The organism is Variovorax sp. 54 (genome assembly GCF_002754375.1).
In the GTDB taxonomy this organism is placed as follows: domain Bacteria; phylum Pseudomonadota; class Gammaproteobacteria; order Burkholderiales; family Burkholderiaceae_C; genus Variovorax.
In genome coordinates this window covers 3,408,462-3,422,500 of record NZ_PEFF01000001.1, presented here as the reverse complement: position 1 = coordinate 3,422,500, position 14,039 = coordinate 3,408,462, and the positions used below count along the sequence as shown (strand labels likewise).

Here is a 14,039-nt window from a genome sequence, read left to right as displayed (position 1 = left end):
TGGGACCCGCCCTTTGATTCAAGGTGCGCCGCCTGAGGCGGCGGCGCGCGTCAGTTACCTGACGACGCTGAGCCAGGCGGAAGCCGCAGCACGCAGTTCTTGTGCGTGGTGCGCGCCACGGCCGGCACGGCTGTCGGCGCTTTCCATCAGCGCAGCGGCATGGCTGGCGGGAGTCTGGGTCGGCGACGAACGGAAGAAACGGGCCACTTGGGCAAGAAGACTGAACATGACGGTGCGCGGCTTGTGGCTGCGACGGGGTTGATTGGCGATGGATGTAGATTAAGGGTAATCCCTAGTAAAACAAGCCCCAGGTTATGCATCTCATGCATGGTGCGATTCACCTAGACTGATCCGACGATGAAGTTGCAACTGCTCTCCGACCTGCACCTGGAATCCCACCCACGCTTCCACGCCGACCCCATCCCGGGCGCCGACCTGCTGGTGCTCGGAGGCGATATCGGCTCCTACCAAGAAGGCTCTCGCCTGACGGACACCGACTTCGGGCTGGGCCGCTACTCGCCGCGCAAGGGCTGGCCGACGCCGGTGGTCTACGTGCCGGGCAACCACGAGTACGACAACCTCGATTTCGACGCCACGCACGCGCGTCTGCGTGCGCTGTGCGAGGAGCTCGGCATCCTCTGGCTCGAGCGTGAGACCCTGGTCATCGAGGGCATCCGCTTCATCGGCACCACGTTGTGGGCCGATTTCGACGCGCTGGTCGAGCCCCGCGACGGCCTCGCCGAGGCACTCAAGAAGCGCGGCAAGGCGATGCGCGCGGCCGACTTCTACCTCGAGAAAATGGCCGGCACGCGAAATGGATTGCCCTTCATGGCTGCCGAAATGAGAGAGCAAGCACTCACCTGCCAGGCCTGGCTGCGTGACGCGCTGGCCCAGCCCTACGACGGCACGACGGTGGCCATCACCCATTTTGCGCCCAGCCTGGCGAGCGCCGATCCCCGCTACGGGCTCACGCCCGGCACCGCGGGTTTCTGCAATTCACTCGACGAGCTGCTGCCGCACGCGCAGCTCTGGCTGCACGGCCACCTGCACTGCCCGTTCGACTATGTGAAGGACGGCTGTCGCGTGGTTGCCAACCCGCTGGGCTACCGCAGCAACGGCGAGCAGGAGGGCTACCAACCCCAACTGCTGATCGAAATCAACTGAGCGATCGACCGATCTTCAGCGCGCCGCCAGCCCCTCGAAGCAGGTGCCGAGCACCAGTTCGACGATCTCGGCGTCGCTCTGCAGGCCACCCGCCTTCAAGAACCCCAGCACCGGATCGCAGGCGCGCGCGAACAGCGTGTAGAGCACGGCGATCGCCGGCAGCTTCGGGTTGAGCGCGCCGCTGGCCTGCGCCGACTGGATCCAGCCGCCGAGCACTTCGCTGATCGCGACCAGCCGGTCGAGGTAACCGCGGTGCTTCATCAGCGCGGCGCGCAACACCGAGTTCTGGTGCGGCAGCGACGGCATCTCGCCGGCCAGCTGCATCTGCATGGCCCAGCGCACCACCGCGCGCAGCTTGTCGACGGGCAGCTGGTCGGCCGGCACGGACGCCAGGAAATCCTGCGTGCGCTGCATGATGCGCACCATCGCGGCGGCGGCCAGGTCTTCCTTGCTGGGAAAGTGCTTGTAGAGGCTGGCCTTGGCGATGCCGACCGACGCGGCCACCTCGTCCACGGTCATCGACTCGAAGCCCTTCTCGGCCAGCAGGCGGCTCGCGGTCTGCACGATGGCTTCCTCGCGGGCCAGCAGCATCTGCTCCTTGAACGAGGGCTTGGCGGGAACGGCGGCGGCATTCATGCGGAAATTCTAGTCATGACCGTCGCCGGCCAGACGCCGTGGATGCCGAAATACCAGCCAGTCTGTTGCAGACCGGGCAGTTTTACCACTCAGGCGGTGCGTCCCTTGGCCACGAGGCGGATGCCAGGCATGAGTTCGGCGGCGAGCTCAGGCCGCTCCAGCGCGTAGTCCAGGTTCATGCGCGCGATCTCGACGTGCTCCTCGCCGAGCGCCTGCGCCCGCGAGCCCTGGCCGCGCTCGATGGCCTGCACCATCGCGTGGTGCGTGCGGTGCGCCTGCCGCATCCATTGCTGGCCCTCTTCCATCGACGACTGCATGGGCAGCATCGCGCTGGGCGCGGCAAAGGGCTGGCCGCCGAGCATGTCCATCACGCGCTTGAGCGCCAGGTTGCCGCAGCCTTCGAGGATCAGCTTGTGGAAGCGGTCGTTCATCTCGACGTACGCAGCGTAGTCGTCGATCTCCATGCTGGGCTTGTTGACGGCGCGGTCGCCGTCTTCCAGGCAGTCTTTCAGATCGCGCAGCAACTGGCGCGACACGCCGTCTTCGGCCAGCAAACGGGCGGCAAAGCCCTCGATCACGCCGCGCACGCGGATCGCGTCGGCCACTTCCTGCGAGGTGAAGCGGCGCATCTGGTAGCCGCCGCTGGGCGACTGCTCGATCAGGCCTTCGTGCTCGAGGCTGGCCAGCGCCAGGCGCACCGGCGTGCGCGAGGCCCCCAGCTTCTCTGCCAGCGGGATCTCGGCCAGCCGCTCTCCGGGCACGAATTCGCCCTTGAGGATCAGGTCGCGCAGTTGCACGAGCACGCGGGATTGTTGGGAGTCCATCGGGAGGCGCCAGGGCAACAGGGAGAGGGAGGAATGGGCGGATTCTAGGAGAACCGCCCGCCACTGCACGCAGCATAGCCAAACGGGCGCAGTTGTTGCATGCACTCTGATTTGAAATGTGTCAAAAACACACAAGCACCCCAGAGTTAACCCTATGTACAGCCCCAAAACAGGGCAAACGAGCCGATGAAAGTTTGACCTTTGTCAAAAATCACCAAGACAATGCATACAACTGCATGCAATGCCTGCAGGCCTTCTGACAAAGACCTCTCGATGGAGCCCGCACGATGATCAGCGCCGAGCAAAACGATTTCATCACCCGCGTCGGACCCGGCGCGCCCGCCGGCAAGCTGCTGCGCCGCTACTGGCAGCCGGTGGCGCTGGCCGACGAACTGGCGGGTCCGCGCCCGGTCAAGCCCGTGAAGCTCATGGGCCAGGACTTCGTGCTGTTCCGCGACGAGAGCGGCCAGCTCGGCATGCTCGACCGCGACTGCCCGCACCGCGGCGCCGACCTCGCCTTCGGGCGGCTCGAAAACGGCGGCATCCGCTGCGCCTTCCACGGCTGGCTGTTCGACGCCAAGGGCAACTGCCTGGAAACCCCGGCCGAGCCCGCCACCAGCAAGCTGTGCAGCCGCATCAAGCAGTCGGCCTACCCGGTGGTCGAGAAGGCCGGCGTGGTCTTCGCGTACATCGGCGAGGGCGAGCCCCCGGCTTTTCCCGACTTCGACTGCTTCGTCGCGCCCGACACCCACACCTTCGCGTTCAAGGGCCTCTTCGAATGCAACTGGCTGCAGGCGCTCGAAGTGGGCATCGACCCCGCGCACGCCTCGTACCTGCACCGCTTCTTCGAGGACGAAGACACGTCGGAAAGCTACGGCAAGCAGTTCCGCGGCGCCTCGGCCGACTCCGACATGCCCATCACCCAGGTGCTGCGCGAGTACGACCGCCCCGACATCAGCGTGGAGCCCACCGACTACGGCTTCCGCCTCAAGGCGCTGCGCAAGCTCTCGGAAGACACCACCCACGTGCGCGTGACCAACGTGGTGTTCCCGCAGGCCTTCGTGATTCCGATGAGCGCCGAGATGACCATCTCGCAATGGCACGTGCCCGTGGACGACACGCACTGCTACTGGTACGCCGTGTTCACCAGCTTCACCGGCCCGGTCGACAAGCAGCAGATGCGCGACCAGCGCCTGAAGCTGTACGAGCTGCCCGACTACACCTCGCGCAAGAACAAGCGCAACAACTACGGCTTCAGCATCGAAGAGCAGCTGACCGAAACCTACACCGGCATGGGCGACGACATCAACGTGCACGACCAGTGGGCGGTGGAGTCGCAGGGCGCCATCCAGGACCGCACGCGCGAGCACCTGGGCAGCACCGACAAGGGGATCATTGCCTACCGCCGCGTGCTGGTGAAGGCCATCGAGGCCACGCTCGCCGGCGAGAGCGCGCCGATGCTCATCGACGCCGCGCAGGCCAGTGCCATGACCGGGCCCCCGTCCATCGACGGCATCGGCAAGGTCGTCGATGAAGCCGCCACCGAGGCCTACTGGCAGGACGCCGACCGCGCGCGCCGCCTGAAGTCCGACTGGGCCTCCGCACGGCTCGCTGCCTGAGCACGCGCCATGAGCAACACCCACACCTTCGTCGACCGCTTCGGTCTCTGGTCTGCCGACCAGCATGCGCAGGCGCGCGAACTCGTGCGCCGCATCGACAGCGGCGAGGTGGACACCGTCCGCTTCGCCTGGCCCGACCAGCACGGCCTGCTGCGCGGCAAGACCCTGGTCGCGGGCGAGGCGCGCTCGGCCCTGTGGGAGGGCGTGAACCTCACCTCCACCTTGCTGGCCAAGGACACCTCGCACAAGACCGTGTTCCCCGTGTTCTCGCAGGGCGGCGGCTTTGCCATCGAAGGTTTGCAAGGCGGCGCCGACTTCACCATCGTGGCCGACCCCGCCACCTTCAAGGTGCTGCCCTGGGCGCCGCGCACCGGCTGGATTCTGTGCGACGCCTACATGGCCGACGGCCGGCCCTGTCCCTTCGCGACGCGGCAGATCCTGCAGCGCGCGGTGGCGCAGCTCGACGAGTTGGGGCTGGACTTCATCGCCGGCCTCGAGGTCGAGTTCCACGTCTTCAAGCTCGAAGACGCGCGCATGGGCCTGGCCGACTCGGGCCAGCCCGGCGAACCGCCGCGCGTGTCGCTGCTGTCGCACGGCCACCAGTACCTGACCGAGCTGCGCTACGACCGCGTCGACGGTCTCATGGAGCTGCTGCGCTCGCAGCTCGTGGCGCTCGGCCTGCCGCTGCGCTCGCTCGAGATCGAGTTCGGCCCGAGCCAGTTCGAGCTCACCTTCGGCCCCACGGCCGGCGTCACACCCGCCGACACCATGGTGCTGCTGCGCAGCGCGATCAAGCAGATCTGCCAGCGCGCCGGCCTGCACGCCACCTTCATGTGCCGCCCGAAGATCCCGAACGTGATGTCCAGCGGCTGGCACCTGCACCAGTCGCTGCGCCGCAAGAGCGACGGCGTCAACGCCTTCATGCCCGAGCCGGGCGGGCGCGACCTCAGCGAGATCGGCATGCACTACCTCGGCGGCCTGAAGGCGCACGCCTGCGGCGCGGCTGCACTGGCCAGCCCGACGATCAACGGCTACCGCCGCTACCGCCCCTTCTCGCTGGCGCCCGACCGCGCGATCTGGGCACGCGACAACCGCGGCGCGATGCTGCGCGTGCTCGGCGGCCCGGGCCAGAACGCCTCGCGCATCGAGAACCGCGTGGGCGAGCCCACGGCCAACCCGTACCTGTACCTCGCGTCGCAGCTGTTCTCGGGGCTGGACGGCATCCGCCACCAGACCGACGCGGGTCCCTCGGCCGATGCACCCTACGAAACGCCAGCCGAACAACTGCCGCGATCGTTGAGCGACGCCCTCGCCTGCCTGCGCAAGGACGAAATGCTCAACGCGCAGATGGGCAAGGTCTTCGTCGACTACCTCTGCCACATCAAGGAAGCGGAAATCGCCCGCTTCAACCTCGAAGTCAGCGAGTGGGAACACCGCGAGTACTTCGACATGTTCTAAGCCCTTCAATGCCCACGATCCACTACATCCTCAAGGACGGCACCACGCGCGAGGTCGACGCCAAGGTCGGCGCCAGCGTGATGGAGACCGCCATCCGCGGCAACGTGCGCGGCATCGACGCCGAGTGCGGCGGCTGCTGCTCGTGCGCGACCTGCCACGTCTACGTCGACGACGCGTTCCTCGAACTGCTGCCGCCGCCCGACGACATGGAAAGCGCGCTGCTCGATGCCGTCGCGTCCGAGCGCCGGCCCGGTTCGCGCCTGAGTTGCCAGCTCAGCGTGAGCGCCGCCCTCGATGGCCTCACGGTGCGTGTGCCCGATACACAGGTCTGACCAGCGCGTCGGGCATCATCGCCCGCTGCCAAACATCCGGTTACAAGCCAGCGGCGCCCGCGCGGCGCATTCCACTCCCACAGAAAGGCGTTTTTTCATGACGACGATGACCAAGCGAACCCTCCTCTCGACCCTGCTGCTCGCCGGCCTCGGCATGGCGGGTGCTGCGCAAGCCCAGACCACCGAGCCGCTGCGCATCGGCCTCATCGCGACCTACTCCGGCCCCTACGCCGACTACGGCCGCCAGTTCGACGCCGGCATCGCGCTGTACCTCAAGGAGCACGGCGGCAAGGTGGGCGGGCGCACCGTCGAGATCATCAAGAAAGACACTGCCGGCCCCGCGCCCGACGCCGCCAAGCGCATCGCGCAGGAACTCATCGTGCGCGACAAGGTGAGCATCCTCACCGGCCTGGATTTCAGCCCCAACGCCTACGCCGTGGGCGCCATCGCCACGCAGGCCAAGATCCCCACGCTGGTGATGAACGCCGCCTCTTCGGCCATCACCACCAGCTCGCCCTACGTGGCGCGCCTGTCGTTCACCGTGCAGCAGGTCACCGACCCGATGGCGCGCTACATGCTCAAGCAGGGCGTGAAGGACGCCTACACCGTGGTCGCCGACTACGCCTCGGGCGTCGATGCCGAGACCGCGTTCAAGAAGGCCTTCACCGCCGGCGGCGGCAAGGTCTCGGGCGAAGTGCGCACGCCGATGAACAACCCCGACTTCTCGGCCTACGTGCAGCGCATCAAGGACGCCAAGCCCCAGGCCGTGTTCTTCTTCTTCCCCTCGGGCGTGATGCCGCCGGCCTTCCTCAAGGTGTGGAAGGAGCGCGGCATGGAGCAGGCCGGCATCAAGCTCTTCGCCACCGGCGAAGCCACCGACGACAGCTACCTGGACGCCACCGGCGACGTGGCGCTGGGCCTCGTCACCAGCCACCACTACTCGTTCGCGCACAACTCGCCGAAGAACCAGAAGTTCGTGAAGGACTTCGCCGCCGACAACGGCACCAAGCTGCGCCCCAGCTACTTCGCCGTGACCGCCTACGACACCATGGCCGCCATCGACCTCGCACTGGCCAAGACCAAGGGCGACACCGGCGGCGACAAGTTCATGGACGCGCTCAAGGGCCTGAGCTTCGAGAGCCCGCGCGGCCCGATCGAGATCGACGCGGCCACGCGCGACATCGTGCAGACCGTCTACATCCGCAAGACCGAGCGCGCCAACGGCCAGCTGGTGAACGTGGAGTTCGACAAGTTCGAGCGCGTCAAGGACCCGGCCAAGGAAGCCGCGGCCGCCAAGTAAGCCAACGCCAGCCAGCACGCAGCAGCAGCAAGCAGGAAATTCATGGGTATCGTGATCTTCGATGGAGTGGCCTACGGCATGCTCCTGTTTCTCATCGGCGTGGGCCTGTCCATCACGATGGGACTCATGAATTTCGTCAACCTCGCGCACGGCAGTTTCGCGATGGTGGGCGGCTACGCGGCCAGCGTGCTCATGAACCAGTGGGGCCTGGGCTTCGGTCTCTCGCTGGCGGCGGCCTTCGTGGCCGCGGCGCTGGTGGGCGCGGTGCTGGAGTTCGTGTTCTACCGGCGGCTGTACCGCGCGCACCCGCTCGACCAGGTGCTGCTGTCGATCGGCGTGGTGTTCGTCTCGATCGCCGCGTTCACCTACTTCTTCGGCCCGACGATGCAGCCCTTCACGCTGCCGAAGGCGCTCGAAGGCCAGGTGTCGGTGCTCGGCCTCGAAGTGGGCCGCTACCGCCTGTTCCTGATCGGCTGCGGCGTGGCCGTGCTGGTCGCGCTGCTGCTGGGCCTGGGCAAGACGCGCTATGGCGCGATGGTGCGCGCTGCCGTCGACAACCAGCGCGTGGCGGGCGGCACGGGCATCCATGTGCAGCGCCTGTTCTTCCTGACCTTCTCGCTGGGCTGCGGCCTGGCGGGCCTGGGCGGCGCGCTGAGCCTGGGCATGCTGGGGCTGGAGCCGTCGTTCCCGCTCAAGTACCTCGTCTACTTCTTGATGGTGGTGTGCGTGGGCGGTGCGGGCACCGTCACCGGGCCCTTCATTGCGGCGCTGCTGGTCGGCATCGTCGACGTGGCGGGCAAGTACTACCTGCCTGAAACCGGCGCCTTTCTCATCTACGTGTTCATGATCGTCATGCTGCTGGTGCGCCCGAACGGCATCGTCGCCAAGAAGGGGCTCGCATGAAGCCGCTGAGCCTCTCCCCCGCGCAATTGCGCGCGGCCGAAATCGCCTTCTGGCTCGCGCTCGCGTCGAGCTTCTTCCTGCTGCCCGACAAGCTCACGCTGATGAGCCAGATCATGATCTTCGGGCTCTTTGCCGTGTCGCTCGACATGGCGCTGGGCTACGCGGGCATCCTCACCGTGGGCCACGCCGCCTTCTTCGGCGCGGGCGCCTACGCGGCCGGCCTGCTCGCCAAGTACGGCTGGAGCGAACCCTTCAGCGGCCTGGTGTTCGCGCTCGCCGTGTGCGCCCTGCTGGGCTACGTGCTGAGCTACCTCGTGGTGCGCGGCGCTGACCTCACGCGGCTGATGATCACCATCGGCGTGTGCGTGCTGCTGTTCGAGCTGGCCAACCGGCTCTCGGGCATCACCGGCGGCACCGACGGCCTGCAGGGCGTGGTGATTGCGCCCGTGCTCGGCCTGTTCGACTTCGACCTCTACGGCAAGACCGCGTTCGGCTATGCCTTCGGCGTGGTGCTCGCGATGTTCCTGCTCGTGCGGCTGGTGCTGCGCTCGCCCTTCGGCCTGGCGCTGCGCGGCATCCACGACAGCCGCAAGCGCATGACCGCCATCGGCTCGCCGGTGGAAGCGCGCCTGCGCATGGCCTACGCGATGTCGGCCGCGGTGGCCGGCGTGGCGGGCGCGCTGCTGGCGCAGACCACGCAGTTCGTCGGCATCGAATCGATCAGCTTCAACCGCTCGGCCGAAGTGCTCATCATCCTCGTGCTCGGCGGCACCGGGCGGCTGTACGGCGGCCTCATCGGGGCCATCGTCTACATGCTGGTGCACGACTGGTTCGCCGACATGAACCCGCAGTACTGGATGTTCTGGCTCGGCATCTTCCTGATCGTGGCCGTCATGCTGGGACGCGGCGGGATCATGGGTGCGCTCTCGCGCGTGGTCCGCACGGGGAAGGCGCGATGAGCACCTCCACCACGCACGCCCTGCGCACGCAGAACCTGGGCATCCGCTTCGGCGCCTTCCAGGCCGTGAGCGAGGTCAACCTGTCGCTCGAACCCGGTGCGCGGCAGGCGCTGATCGGACCCAACGGCGCCGGCAAGACCACGCTCATCAACCTGCTCACGGGCGTGTTCAAGCCCACCAGCGGATCGATCCGCCTGGGCGAGCGCGACATCACGCGCCTGCCCGGCGACAAGCGCGCCCGCATGGGGCTGGCGCGCACCTTCCAGATCAACACGCTGTTCCCCAGCCTCACGCCGCTGCTGTCGGTGGTGCTGGCCATCAGCGAGCGCGAAGGGCTGGGCGCCACCTGGTGGCGGCCGCTCAAGGGCTGCACCGCCGTGTTCGACGAGGCGCATGCGCTGCTCGCCACGCTGAAGCTCGACGCCCTGGCCGACGTGCCCGTGGCCGAGCTGGCCTACGGCAAGCAGCGGCTGCTCGAGATTGCGCTGGCGCTCGCCGCCAAGCCCCGCATCCTGCTGCTCGACGAGCCCGCCGCCGGCGTGCCGGAGGACGAGAGCGGTGAACTCTTCGAAGCCATTGCGGCGCTGCCGGCCGACATCAGCGTGCTCTTCATCGAGCACGACATGAAGCTCGTGTTCCGCTTTGCGCGCCGCATCTCGGTGCTGGTGGGCGGACGCATCCTCACCGAAGGCACGCCCGCCGAGATCGGCGCCGACCCGCGCGTGCGCGAGGTCTACCTGGGAAGCTCGCACCACCATGGCTGACACCGACACCGCCGCACTCGCCTTCGACCGCGTCACCGCCGGCTACGGCAACGCCGTGGTCCTCGACCGCCTCGATTTCTCGCTGCGGCCCGGCGAAAGCCTGGCCATCCTGGGGCGCAACGGCGTGGGCAAGACCACGCTGCTCGAAACGCTGATGGGCAACACCCGCGTGATGCAGGGCGCGATCCGCTGGCAGGGCGCCGACATCACGCGCTGGCCCGCGCACCAGCGCGTGCGCGCCGGGCTGGGCTGGGTGCCGCAGGAGCGCGAGGTGTTCCCGTCGCTCACGGTGGAAGAAAACCTCACGGTGATCGCCCGCCCCGGCAGCTGGACCTTGCAACGGGTTTATGAATTCTTTCCGCGCCTGCGCGAGCGGCGCGGCAACTACGGCAACCAGCTCTCGGGCGGCGAGCAGCAGATGCTGGCCATCGGCCGCGCGCTCATGACCAACCCGAAGCTGCTGCTGCTCGACGAGCCGATGGAAGGCCTCGCGCCGATCATCGTGGAAGAGCTGGCGGCAGCCATTCGGCGCCTGTGCGAATCGGAAGGCCTGGCCTCGATCGTGGTGGAGCAGCACCCGGTGCTGGCCCTGGACATGACGCACCAGGCGATCGTGCTGGAGCGCGGCACCGTCGTGCATGCCGGCCCGAGCGCGGCGCTGGCGGCCGACAAGGAGCTGCTCGAAGGCTTGCTGGGCGTCGGCATCGCCGAGGCGCCGGCCGCCTAAGCCGTCAGGCCAGCAAGCCGATCCGCCGGGCACCGGCAAAGAAACGCCACGACGCCAGCCCCCCGGCGATCAGGCTCACGCCCCACGACAGCCACAGGCAGGTGTAGAGGATGAAGGCCAGGCCGACGTCCACCACGGGCGCGAGGAAGGTCGTGTCCTGCCCGAACAGCACGTGGGTGCCCAGGCCCCACCACACGAAGTACGGCAGCGCGGCCAGGCACAGGCCGTAGACCAGGCTGGCCGCCAACGGGCCGAGGTGCTCGCGCAGCACCGCCCAGCGCACGAGGAAGAACAAGGCCAGGTCCAGCAGCACCAGGGCCAGCAGGCCGAGGCCCAGGATGAGTTCGAGGGTCATGGCCGCACTGTAAGCACGCTCACCGAGAAAGGTGCCGAGCGGGTGCCGGCGTACCGGCAGGCGCTACCGCACGCCGCAGCGCACGGTACGCCTCACCGGCATCAGCTCAGCATCTGCCCGCGGCTGCCGATCACGGCCACGTCCACGAACTGGCCGCCTTCGCGGTTCGAGCGGCCGTAGTTGATCTTCACGCCGCCGAGGTCGAAGTTCTCGATGCTCGCCATGCCACCGAGCACGGCGGCGCGCGTCGGCGAAGGACCGGCGCGGCGCAGGCCTTCGGCCAGCACGGCGGCGTTCATGTAGCCCTCCAGGCTGGTCAGCGAGAAGTCCTTGTTGCCACTGGCCAGCATGTCGGCCTGGTAGCGGCGCACGATCTCGAACTTGGTCGAGTACGGCGACGGCACCACGATCACGAAGCCCAGGCCGCGTGCCAGGTCGCCCATGGCCGACAGCGCGCTGGCCGTGATCGACAGGCCGTAGGCCGAGCTGCTGTTGCCCGCGCCGCGCAGCGCCTTCAGGAACACCGGCGCCGTGCCGGCCAGGCCGACCACCACCACCTGCGGCTTGGCCTTGGCGATGGCCTCGGCGGCCGGGCCCACTTCCATGCTCGTGGTGTTGGGCGTGGTGGCGATCACCGCCGGCTCCAGCTTGGCCTTGGCCAGCGCGTTCTTGAACGCCGCCAGCACCGACTGGCCCAGCGGGTCGTTCGAATGCACGAGGCCGATGCGCGTCTGGCCCAGCACGGCGGCCGTGCTCACCAGCTTGTCGACCTCCTGGTCGTAGTTGGCGCGCACCCAGAAGGTGTTGGGCGAGGTCTTCTTGCGCAGCGCGATGGTGCCGGTGATCGGGCCGACCACGGCCATGCCGGGCACCGCGTCCATCACCTCGGCGGTCTGGCGCGTGCCCAGCGGGTGCACCAGCGCGAGCACCGAGCTGTCTTTTTCGAAAGCCAGCGCGTTGGCCTTGGCCACGTCGGGCTTGAAGGTGTCGTCGGCCATCACGAGCTCGACCTTGCTGCCGTGCAGGCCGCCGGCCTTGTTCAGCGCGGTGAAGAACGCGCTGGAGCCCTGGTACAGCCCCTGGCCATTGGCTTTTTCCACGCTGCTGTTGTCGAAGGTCGTCCCGATGCGGATCGCACGGTTCTGCGCGAACGCCGGAAATCCCAGCCCGACGCCGGCCGCGGCGGCCGTCGTGGCGGCCAGCCCGGAAAGGGCGCGGCGGCGGCTGGTGGAAAGCGGCGCGGTCGACTCGCGCGGCACGGGGACGGTCATGATCAAAGCCTCCAATAGTCGGTGACAAAAGTTCACATTTCAAACAGAAATGTAACGCACCTCACTGGATCGGTCATGACAAACCCTAAAGCAGCTCCTCGCCCACGAGGGGCAGCAGCAGCCAGTTCTTGAAGCGCAGCCAGAGGAACTCGCCCGGTTCGTCCTCGTGCACGATGTCGCCGCCGGCATCGTCGTATTCCAGCCACTGCACGCGCCGCCCGCCCGGCGCGAGCCGCAGCCGGTAGCCCAGGTTGAGGCGCTCGCCGTTCATGAGCTTGTCGTAGTCCTGCACCAGCCGCGGGCTGTCGATGAGCAGGCCCATCTCGGTGTTGACGGCGGCCGAGCGGTGGTCGAGGTTCATCGAGCCGACGAAGAAGCGCTCGTCGTCGATCACCGCGAGCTTGGCGTGCAGCCGGCTGATCGACTTGCCGAAATCGCCGAAGCGCCCCGACCGCCCGGAGAGCGTGGGCGCGATCTCGTAGATGGTGACGCCGATCTTCAGCATGTCGGCGCGGTAGCGCTCGTAGCCCGCGTAGGCCAGCGGCTCGTCGGTGGCGCCCAGCGAGTTGGTGACGACCGTGATGCGCCCGCCGCGCTCGATGGCCGTCTTCATCATCGCCATGCCCCGCGAGCCCGGAATGAAGTACGGCGAGCCGATCTTCACCTCGTGCTTGGCCGCCTGGATCACGCCGAGCGCGCCCTCGGTCACGCTGCCGCCGTAGGCCGCCTCGGGCTTGCGCGTGATCTTGTCGGGGTCGTCCACGAACAGCGTGGCCGGCGCCCAGTAGCGGTCGATGCGGCCCGTGGTGAGCTGCTCGCCCACCGGCGACTTGTCCAGGATGTCGCGCTGGCGCATGGGCACGTCGGGCACGGCCGCGCGCGCCAGGGCGTCGAAGCGCCGCTGGGCTTCTTCGAGCGGCAGGCGCTGCGGCACGATGCGCTCGATGGGCCAGGCGTGGTCGCTGTTCCAGTAGCGGTCGAAGCCCTCGGACATGCGGCGCACGATCGGCCCGCTGGACAGCACGTCCATGTCGATGAAGTTCGCCGCCGTGCTGCGCATGAAGTACTCGTTGGCGATGTTGCGCCCGCCCGAAACCGCAAAGCTGTTGTCGGCCACCAGCAGCTTGTTGTGCATGCGATGGTTGATGCGGCCGAAGTCGCCCAGCGAGAACAGCAGCCGCGCGGGCATCGAGCTGGCACGCGAAGGCAGCGGGTTGAACAGCCGCACCTCGATGTTCGGAAAGGCCGAGAGCGTGCTGAACACCTCGTCCTCGCCGCCCGTGTAGAGGTCGTCCACCAGCAGCCGCACGCGCACCCCGCGCGCGGCGGCCTCGCGCAGCTCCTTGAGGAACAGCAGGCCGACGTCGTCGTTGCTGATGAGGTAGTACTGCACGTCAAGCGACTTCTCGGCATGCCGTGCCAGCGAAATGCGCGCGTCGAACGCGAACGCCGCCTCGGGCAGCAGCCGGAAGCCCGACAGCGGCACCGCGCTGCCCTGCGGCGCGTCCTTGGCGGCCAGCCGGCCCAGCTCGGTGTCGGCCACGTCGGTGATCGCATTCGTGAGCACCGGGTGCGGTTGCGGCGGCGGCAGGCTGGCGCAGCCCGCAAGCCAGGCGATGGCCAGCCCACTCGACACCAGGACGACGAAGCGACGGAGGCGGGACAGGACGGCGGCCATGGGTCGCACTGTAGCGCCGCAGAGCCCGGTCGGGGCGGCATGCCGCCCT

The 14,039-nt window shown here is 68.0% G+C and carries 16 protein-coding genes (1 of these 16 only partly in view); 10 read left to right on the top strand and 6 right to left on the bottom strand.

Going from position 1 to position 14,039, the window contains the following annotated elements:
* A protein-coding gene (locus CLU95_RS15920) for a LysR family transcriptional regulator (protein WP_099794497.1) crosses the window boundary here: on the top strand, positions 1 to 17 show its final stretch. 967 nt of this gene lie to the left of the window's left edge; only the last 17 of its 984 coding nucleotides appear in the window; its start codon lies beyond the left edge, outside the window; it ends in the stop codon at positions 15 to 17.
* A gap of 37 nt (positions 18 to 54) precedes the next feature.
* On the opposite strand, the gene CLU95_RS30910 is transcribed toward CLU95_RS15920, so the two are convergent.
* Positions 55 to 228 (bottom strand): hypothetical protein, encoded by a 174-nt coding sequence (locus CLU95_RS30910; RefSeq protein WP_180288618.1) that lies wholly within the window; start codon positions 226 to 228, stop codon positions 55 to 57.
* Between the two features lie 129 nt (positions 229 to 357).
* On the opposite strand from CLU95_RS30910, the gene CLU95_RS15915 reads away from it, so the two are divergent.
* Positions 358 to 1,164 (top strand): metallophosphoesterase, encoded by an 807-nt coding sequence (locus tag CLU95_RS15915; protein WP_099794496.1) that lies wholly within the window; start codon positions 358 to 360, stop codon positions 1,162 to 1,164.
* A 15-nt stretch (positions 1,165 to 1,179) separates the two neighbouring features.
* Here CLU95_RS15915 and CLU95_RS15910 read toward each other — a convergent pair whose 3' ends face one another.
* Positions 1,180 to 1,800, bottom strand: coding sequence for a TetR/AcrR family transcriptional regulator (locus CLU95_RS15910; protein ID WP_257214639.1), 621 nt, complete (start codon positions 1,798 to 1,800; stop codon positions 1,180 to 1,182).
* 89 nt (positions 1,801 to 1,889) lie between these two features.
* Positions 1,890 to 2,624, bottom strand: a complete 735-nt coding sequence (locus CLU95_RS15905) for a GntR family transcriptional regulator (RefSeq protein WP_070061340.1) — start codon at positions 2,622 to 2,624, stop codon at positions 1,890 to 1,892.
* 287 nt (positions 2,625 to 2,911) lie between these two features.
* Here CLU95_RS15905 and CLU95_RS15900 point away from each other — a divergent pair, with 287 nt between their 5' ends.
* From CLU95_RS15900 to CLU95_RS15865, 8 genes are all read left to right on the top strand, one after another.
* Positions 2,912 to 4,243 (top strand): aromatic ring-hydroxylating dioxygenase subunit alpha, encoded by a 1,332-nt coding sequence (locus CLU95_RS15900; RefSeq protein ID WP_099794494.1) that lies wholly within the window; start codon positions 2,912 to 2,914, stop codon positions 4,241 to 4,243.
* Between the two features lie 9 nt (positions 4,244 to 4,252).
* Positions 4,253 to 5,701, top strand: coding sequence for a glutamine synthetase family protein (locus CLU95_RS15895; RefSeq protein ID WP_099794492.1), 1,449 nt, complete (start codon positions 4,253 to 4,255; stop codon positions 5,699 to 5,701).
* Positions 5,702 to 5,709: 8 nt separating this feature from the next.
* Positions 5,710 to 6,033: a 2Fe-2S iron-sulfur cluster-binding protein gene (locus tag CLU95_RS15890; RefSeq protein WP_062470484.1), complete on the top strand. Its 324-nt coding sequence runs from the start codon at positions 5,710 to 5,712 to the stop codon at positions 6,031 to 6,033.
* Positions 6,034 to 6,130: 97 nt separating this feature from the next.
* Positions 6,131 to 7,333, top strand: a complete 1,203-nt coding sequence (locus CLU95_RS15885; protein WP_180288617.1) for an ABC transporter substrate-binding protein — start codon at positions 6,131 to 6,133, stop codon at positions 7,331 to 7,333.
* A 42-nt stretch (positions 7,334 to 7,375) separates the two neighbouring features.
* Positions 7,376 to 8,236 carry a branched-chain amino acid ABC transporter permease gene (locus CLU95_RS15880; RefSeq protein ID WP_099794490.1) on the top strand — a complete coding sequence of 287 codons (861 nt, stop codon included), beginning with the start codon at positions 7,376 to 7,378 and terminating at the stop codon, positions 8,234 to 8,236.
* A complete protein-coding gene (locus tag CLU95_RS15875; protein WP_099794488.1) occupies positions 8,233 to 9,195 on the top strand; it encodes a branched-chain amino acid ABC transporter permease in 963 nt (320 codons plus the stop codon). The genes CLU95_RS15880 and CLU95_RS15875 overlap by 4 nt, the downstream gene beginning before the upstream one ends.
* Positions 9,192 to 9,959, top strand: coding sequence for an ABC transporter ATP-binding protein (locus CLU95_RS15870; RefSeq protein ID WP_099794486.1), 768 nt, complete (start codon positions 9,192 to 9,194; stop codon positions 9,957 to 9,959). The genes CLU95_RS15875 and CLU95_RS15870 overlap by 4 nt, the downstream gene beginning before the upstream one ends.
* Positions 9,952 to 10,686, top strand: a complete 735-nt coding sequence (locus CLU95_RS15865) for an ABC transporter ATP-binding protein (protein WP_099794484.1) — start codon at positions 9,952 to 9,954, stop codon at positions 10,684 to 10,686. Before CLU95_RS15870 ends, CLU95_RS15865 begins: the two co-directional genes overlap by 8 nt.
* 4 nt (positions 10,687 to 10,690) lie before the next feature.
* On the opposite strand, the gene CLU95_RS15860 is transcribed toward CLU95_RS15865, so the two are convergent.
* The 3 genes from CLU95_RS15860 to CLU95_RS15850 all read right to left on the bottom strand — a co-directional run bounded on the left by CLU95_RS15860 (position 10,691) and on the right by CLU95_RS15850 (position 13,990).
* Positions 10,691 to 11,041 (bottom strand): hypothetical protein, encoded by a 351-nt coding sequence (locus CLU95_RS15860; RefSeq protein WP_099794482.1) that lies wholly within the window; start codon positions 11,039 to 11,041, stop codon positions 10,691 to 10,693.
* A 101-nt stretch (positions 11,042 to 11,142) separates the two neighbouring features.
* The gene (locus tag CLU95_RS15855; protein ID WP_099797330.1) at positions 11,143 to 12,312 is read right to left on the bottom strand and encodes an ABC transporter substrate-binding protein; all 1,170 of its coding nucleotides are present in this window, start codon (positions 12,310 to 12,312) and stop codon (positions 11,143 to 11,145) included.
* Positions 12,313 to 12,397: 85 nt separating this feature from the next.
* Positions 12,398 to 13,990, bottom strand: coding sequence for a phospholipase D family protein (locus CLU95_RS15850; protein WP_099794480.1), 1,593 nt, complete (start codon positions 13,988 to 13,990; stop codon positions 12,398 to 12,400).
* Positions 13,991 to 14,039: the final 49 nt, after the last annotated feature.

Bases quoted from the DNA above. Each gene is read 5' to 3' on its own strand.
- CLU95_RS30910 (WP_180288618.1), bottom strand. From the start codon at position 228: ATGTTCAGTCTTCTTGCCCAAGTGGCCCGTTTCTTCCGTTCGTCGCCG.
- CLU95_RS15880 (WP_099794490.1), top strand. From the start codon at position 7,376: ATGGGTATCGTGATCTTCGATGGAGTGGCCTACGGCATGCTCCTGTTT.
- CLU95_RS15865 (WP_099794484.1), top strand. From the start codon at position 9,952: ATGGCTGACACCGACACCGCCGCACTCGCCTTCGACCGCGTCACCGCC.
- CLU95_RS15900 (WP_099794494.1), top strand. From the start codon at position 2,912: ATGATCAGCGCCGAGCAAAACGATTTCATCACCCGCGTCGGACCCGGC.
- CLU95_RS15885 (WP_180288617.1), top strand. From the start codon at position 6,131: ATGACGACGATGACCAAGCGAACCCTCCTCTCGACCCTGCTGCTCGCC.
- CLU95_RS15895 (WP_099794492.1), top strand. From the start codon at position 4,253: ATGAGCAACACCCACACCTTCGTCGACCGCTTCGGTCTCTGGTCTGCC.
- CLU95_RS15870 (WP_099794486.1), top strand. From the start codon at position 9,192: ATGAGCACCTCCACCACGCACGCCCTGCGCACGCAGAACCTGGGCATC.
- CLU95_RS15910 (WP_257214639.1), bottom strand. From the start codon at position 1,800: ATGAATGCCGCCGCCGTTCCCGCCAAGCCCTCGTTCAAGGAGCAGATG.
- CLU95_RS15875 (WP_099794488.1), top strand. From the start codon at position 8,233: ATGAAGCCGCTGAGCCTCTCCCCCGCGCAATTGCGCGCGGCCGAAATC.
- CLU95_RS15915 (WP_099794496.1), top strand. From the start codon at position 358: ATGAAGTTGCAACTGCTCTCCGACCTGCACCTGGAATCCCACCCACGC.
- CLU95_RS15860 (WP_099794482.1), bottom strand. From the start codon at position 11,041: ATGACCCTCGAACTCATCCTGGGCCTCGGCCTGCTGGCCCTGGTGCTG.
- CLU95_RS15855 (WP_099797330.1), bottom strand. From the start codon at position 12,312: ATGACCGTCCCCGTGCCGCGCGAGTCGACCGCGCCGCTTTCCACCAGC.
- CLU95_RS15905 (WP_070061340.1), bottom strand. From the start codon at position 2,624: ATGGACTCCCAACAATCCCGCGTGCTCGTGCAACTGCGCGACCTGATC.
- CLU95_RS15850 (WP_099794480.1), bottom strand. From the start codon at position 13,990: ATGGCCGCCGTCCTGTCCCGCCTCCGTCGCTTCGTCGTCCTGGTGTCG.
- CLU95_RS15890 (WP_062470484.1), top strand. From the start codon at position 5,710: ATGCCCACGATCCACTACATCCTCAAGGACGGCACCACGCGCGAGGTC.